Annotated in this window: 5 protein-coding genes; 1 reads left to right on the top strand and 4 read right to left on the bottom strand. The window is 76.4% G+C overall.

Going from position 1 to position 4,560, the window contains the following annotated elements; genetic code table 11:
- Positions 1-137: 137 nt before the first annotated feature.
- From ACZ60W_RS03480 to ACZ60W_RS03465, 4 genes are read right to left on the bottom strand one after another with little or no spacing between them, the layout of a single operon-like run.
- The gene (locus tag ACZ60W_RS03480) at positions 138-539 is read right to left on the bottom strand and encodes a hypothetical protein (protein WP_469753665.1); all 402 of its coding nucleotides are present in this window, start codon (positions 537-539) and stop codon (positions 138-140) included.
- Positions 536-1,261 (bottom strand): 2-phosphosulfolactate phosphatase, encoded by a 726-nt coding sequence (locus tag ACZ60W_RS03475; protein ID WP_469753664.1) that lies wholly within the window; start codon positions 1,259-1,261, stop codon positions 536-538. Before ACZ60W_RS03475 ends, ACZ60W_RS03480 begins: the two co-directional genes overlap by 4 nt.
- Positions 1,261-2,898: an ABC-F family ATP-binding cassette domain-containing protein gene (locus ACZ60W_RS03470; protein ID WP_469753663.1), complete on the bottom strand. Its 1,638-nt coding sequence runs from the start codon at positions 2,896-2,898 to the stop codon at positions 1,261-1,263. Before ACZ60W_RS03470 ends, ACZ60W_RS03475 begins: the two co-directional genes overlap by 1 nt.
- Positions 2,899-2,931: 33 nt before the next feature.
- The gene (locus ACZ60W_RS03465; RefSeq protein ID WP_469753662.1) at positions 2,932-3,438 is read right to left on the bottom strand and encodes a hypothetical protein; all 507 of its coding nucleotides are present in this window, start codon (positions 3,436-3,438) and stop codon (positions 2,932-2,934) included.
- A gap of 70 nt (positions 3,439-3,508) precedes the next feature.
- On the opposite strand from ACZ60W_RS03465, the gene ACZ60W_RS03460 reads away from it, so the two are divergent.
- The gene (locus ACZ60W_RS03460; RefSeq protein WP_469753661.1) at positions 3,509-4,480 is read left to right on the top strand and encodes an FAD-dependent oxidoreductase; all 972 of its coding nucleotides are present in this window, start codon (positions 3,509-3,511) and stop codon (positions 4,478-4,480) included.
- Positions 4,481-4,560: the final 80 nt, after the last annotated feature.

Here is a 4,560-nt window from a genome sequence, read left to right as displayed (position 1 = left end):
CCAACCCTCCTTTGCCGAAGGAAAGATCCCCAGGAACCCCCCCCCCCCCCCCTCCCGCCCCCCCCCCCCCCCGGGACGTGCGGGCCGTGCGAACGGCCGCGGTGGCGGTGGTGGCGGCCCGGGAGGGCCGCCTGTCGTCACGGGAGGAAGCGCAGGGCCCAGTCGGCGCGGTGGGCGACGGAGAGGTCGTCGTCGTCCGTGAGGGGCTGGAGCACGCTCCGGGCGGTCTTCGGATCGGCCTGGACGAGCTCGACGATCTCGGCGGCCAGGCCGTCCTGGTCGTCGCCGAGGTCGACGGCGGACGCCCGGATCAGGGTCGGCAGGGCCTCCGTGCCGCCGAGGGCGGCGACGACGCCGCCGAGGAGCTCGCGGGCGTAGCCGTTGCGCTCGGCGAGGGCACGGTCCAGCTCCGTGCGCAGACGCGGCAGCAGGCCGGTGTCTCCGGAGGCGGCGACCTCGTCGGCGAGGTCGATGGTCTCGTCGACGTCCGCGTCGAGGTCGTCGAGCATCCCGATCAGGCGGGAAAGGGCGTCGGTCATGCTGCTGCCTCCTGGAAAGCGCCGTCCACGAGGACGGGAACGGTCGTCGAGCTGTCGGTCTCGGCGGCCACCTCCACGTCCTGCGGATAGCCGTACTCGTACAGTTCACGGCCCGAGTCGCAGCCGTGCAAGGCGGCGACCGGGTCCTCGGTGGCCGACCACAGCGTCGCCGCGGCGGTCGCCTCGGGGGTCGGTGTGCCCCTGCCCGCCAGGGCGGCAAGCACCGCTCCCGCGCCCAGCAGGTCCTCCAGCGCCGGGCGCAGCGAGCCGTCGGGCCACCGTTCGCCGGAGGCGATGACGGCCAGGGGGCGCCCGGCCGTGCCGTACCCGCGGTCGGCGAGCCAGCGGGCGACGGCGGTGCGGTTGCGCAGGGAGGCGGCGACGACGGTCGTCCCGCCGGCCTCCGCCGCGATCGTGGAGCCGTTCGGGGACGGCAGGACCAGCCGGGCGGGGGCCGGGGCGGCCCGCAGGGCGGCCGGGGAGAGCGACCAGGGGTGCTCGGGGGTGGCCTCCCGGCGGCCGACGGCGAGGGTGGCCCCGACGCGGTCGGCGTGGGCGGCGGCCGTGGCGTCGCGCCACCGGTAGGGGTGGACGGCCGTGCCGGCCTCGACGGCGACGCCGACCGCGGTGGTGAACGACAGCACGTCGACGACGACCACGCAGGCGGCCGCCGGGGCGAGGGCCCGTGCCGCGACGGGCCCCCAGCCGAAGGAGACGGTCATCAGAGTTCGGTGACCTTGCCGCCGGCGACCTCGACGCGGCGGGTGGTGCGGACGGCGTCGAGCATGCGCCGGTCGTGGGTGACCAGGAGCAGGGTGCCGGTGTAGGAGTCGAGCGCGGACTCCAGCTGCTCGATGGCGGGCAGGTCGAGGTGGTTGGTCGGCTCGTCGAGGACGAGCAGGTTCACGCCGCGGCCCTGGAGCAGGGCGAGCGCGGCGCGGGTGCGTTCGCCCGGGGAGAGCGTGGTCGCGGGGCGCAGCACGTGGTCGGCCTTGAGGCCGAACTTGGCGAGGAGCGTCCGGACCTCGGCGGGCTCGGTGTCGGGCACGGCCGCGCAGAACGCCTCCAGGAGCGTCTCGGTGCCGTGGAAGAGCTTGCGGGCCTGGTCGACCTCGCCGACGACGACGCCCGGGCCGAGGGCGGTGTCGCCGGAGTCCAGCGGGAGGCGGCCGAGGAGGGCGGCGAGGAGGGTCGACTTGCCGGCGCCGTTGGCACCCGTGACCGCGACGCGGTCGGCCCAGTCGATCTGGAGGGTGACGGGCCCGAAGGAGAAGTCGCCGCGGCGGACCTCGGCCTCCCGCAGGGTCGCCACGACGGAGCCGGAGCGGGGCGCGGAGGCGATCTCCATGCGCAGCTCCCACTCCTTGCGGGGCTCGTCGACGACGTCGAGGCGTTCGATCATGCGCTGGGTCTGGCGGGCCTTGGCGGCCTGCTTCTCGCTGGCCTCGCTGCGGGCGTTGCGGCCGAGCTTGTCGCCGTCGGTGGCCTTGCGGCGGGCGTTCTTGACGCCCTGCGTCATCCAGGAGCGCTGCATGTGGCCGCGCGCCTCCAGGGCGGCCTTCTTGCCCGCGTACTCCTCGTAGTCCTCGCGGGCGTGGCGCCGCGCGGTGTCCCGCTCGTCGAGGTAGGCGTCGTAGCCGCCGCCGTAGAGGGTGATCTGCTGCTGGGCCAGGTCGAGTTCGAGGACCTTGGTGACGGTGCGGGTGAGGAACTCGCGGTCGTGGCTGATGACGACGGTGCCGGCGCGCAGCCCCTTCACGAACGCCTCCAGCCGCTCCAGGCCGTCGAGGTCGAGGTCGTTGGTGGGCTCGTCGAGCAGGAAGACGTCGTAGCGCGAGAGGAGGAGCGAGGCGAGGCCGGCGCGGGCCGCCTGGCCGCCGGAGAGGGAGGTCATGGGCTGGTCGAGGCCGACGGTGAGACCGAGGGAGTCCGCCACCTCGTCCGCCCGCTCGTCGAGGTCGGCGCCGCCGAGGTTCAGCCAGCGCTCCAGGGTGACCGAGTACGCGTCGTCGGCGCCGGGAGTGCCGTCGACGAGGCCCTGGGTGGCCTCGTCCATGGCGGTCTGGGCGGCGGCGACGCCGGTGCGGCGGGCGAGGAACTCGCGCACGGTCTCGCCCGGGCGCCGCTCCGGCTCCTGCGGGAGGTGGCCGACGGACGCGGTGGGCGGGGAGAGCCGCAGCTCGCCCTCCTCCGGGACGTCCAGTCCGGCGAGCAGCCGCAGCAGGGTCGACTTGCCGGCGCCGTTGACGCCGACGAGGCCGATGACGTCGCCGGGGGCGACGACGAGGTCGAGCCCGGCGAAGAGGGTGCGTTCGCCGTGGCCGGCGGCGAGGTCCTTGGCGACGAGGGTTGCAGTCATCAGGGGATGAATCCTACGGGGCCCTCCGCGGGGTCACGCCGCCCGAGGGGTCGGCAGCGGGCCGGCGCCGTCCGCTCCGCCGGCGGGGAGGTCCGCCGGCTCCCCGGCCGTCTCGCCGAGCGTCCGGCGGAGCAGCGCCCGGTAGGCGGCGCCCCGGAAGCGGAAGGGGCCGACGCCCGGGTACACGTCCCGCTCCGGGTCCACGCCGGGGCCGGTCTGCCAGGCGAGGTCGCGCCACACCACGTCCTCCCCGGCCCGCTCGACCACGGCCGTGACGGCTCCGCAGCCCGGGTCGTCGCACTCCGGGCAGGAGTGGATCACCCTGCGGCTCCCGTCGGCCGCGAGGAGGCCGCGGACGTCCCGGTCCCGGACGGTGGGCGGGAGGTCCGCCGCCAGCGGCGAGACGGCGTCGACGCCGTCGACCTCGTCGAGCCGGTGGAGGAGGGTCCGGCCGTCCACCAGGAAGTCGCGGTGCGGGGCGGGGCCGGCGCCCGGACGGTCGGTGCCGGCGAGGTCGAGGGAGGAGTGCGGGGCGGGCATGTCTCGAGTATTTCCGTCTTCCGTGGCCGCGCCGTCCCGGAAATGTCCCGGTCCCGGTACGGTCCGGGCCATGGAGAGCGACGTGATCGTGGTGGGCGGCGGGGTCATCGGGCTGACGACGGCGCTGACGCTGGCGGAGCGGGGGCTCCGGGTGCGGCTCTGGTCCCGGGACGACGTCACGGCGACGACGTCCGCCGTGGCCGGGGCGCTGTGGTGGCCGTACCGCGTGGAGCCCGCGGCCGAGGCGGGCGACTGGGCGCTCGTCTCGCTGCGGGTGTACGAGGAGGCGGCCGCCGATCCGGAGCGGACGGGGGTGCGTCTGGTGCCGGGTGTGCACGCGGACACGGCCCTGGACGGTCTCGGTGCGTGGGCGCGGCGGGTGCCGGGGCTGCGGCAGCTGTCCCCGGAGGAGGTGCCGGGGCCGTACGGCACCGGGCTGGCGGCGAGGCTCCCGCTGATCGACATGCCGGTCCATCTGGCGTGGCTGCGGGGCCGGTTCGAGGCCGCGGGCGGCGTGTTCGAGCGGCGTGCGGTGAGCGGCTTCGGGGAGGCGGCGGCCGCGGCCCGGGTGGTCGTGGACTGCACCGGGGGCGCGGCACGGGACCTCGTGCCGGATCCCGCCCTGCGGCCGGTGCGGGGGCAGTTGGTGCTCGTGGAGAACCCGGGGATCGAGGAGTGGTTCACGGCGGCCGACGCCGGGTCGAGCGAGACGACCTACTTCTTCCCGCAGCCCGGGCGGCTGATCCTGGGCGGGACGGCCGAGGAGGGTGACGAGCGGCTCGCTCCCGACGCGGCGACGGCGGCGGCGATCGTGGCGCGCTGCGCGCGGGTCAGGCCGGAGATCGCGGGTGCGCGGGTCCTCGGTCACCGGGTGGGGCTGCGGCCGGCCCGGGCGGGCGGGGTGCGGATCGAGGCGGTGGCGCTGCCGGGCGGCGGGCGGCTGGTGCACCACTACGGGCACGGGGGCGCCGGGGTGACGGTGGCCTGGGGGTGCGCGGAGCGCGCGGCGGAGCTGGTCGTCGGGGGGACGCCGGCGGAATGACCGCGGGGGGGGGGGGCGGGGGGGGGGGGGGAAGGGCACCGGGGGGGGTGGGTGACTTTCACAAAGGGGATGGGTTTGGT

The sequence above is a fragment of the Streptomyces sp. NPDC104202 genome (assembly GCF_055584185.1).
The sequence above is the reverse complement of the archived record's forward strand: the minus strand, read 5'-3'. Positions and strand labels throughout refer to the sequence as shown.

Excerpts from the sequence above, each read along its gene's own strand:
- ACZ60W_RS03480 (WP_469753665.1), bottom strand. The coding sequence starts at position 539 with ATGACCGACGCCCTTTCCCGCCTGATCGGGATGCTCGACGACCTCGAC.
- ACZ60W_RS03470 (WP_469753663.1), bottom strand. The coding sequence starts at position 2,898 with ATGACTGCAACCCTCGTCGCCAAGGACCTCGCCGCCGGCCACGGCGAA.
- ACZ60W_RS03475 (WP_469753664.1), bottom strand. The coding sequence starts at position 1,261 with ATGACCGTCTCCTTCGGCTGGGGGCCCGTCGCGGCACGGGCCCTCGCC.
- ACZ60W_RS03460 (WP_469753661.1), top strand. The coding sequence starts at position 3,509 with ATGGAGAGCGACGTGATCGTGGTGGGCGGCGGGGTCATCGGGCTGACG.
- ACZ60W_RS03465 (WP_469753662.1), bottom strand. The coding sequence starts at position 3,438 with ATGCCCGCCCCGCACTCCTCCCTCGACCTCGCCGGCACCGACCGTCCG.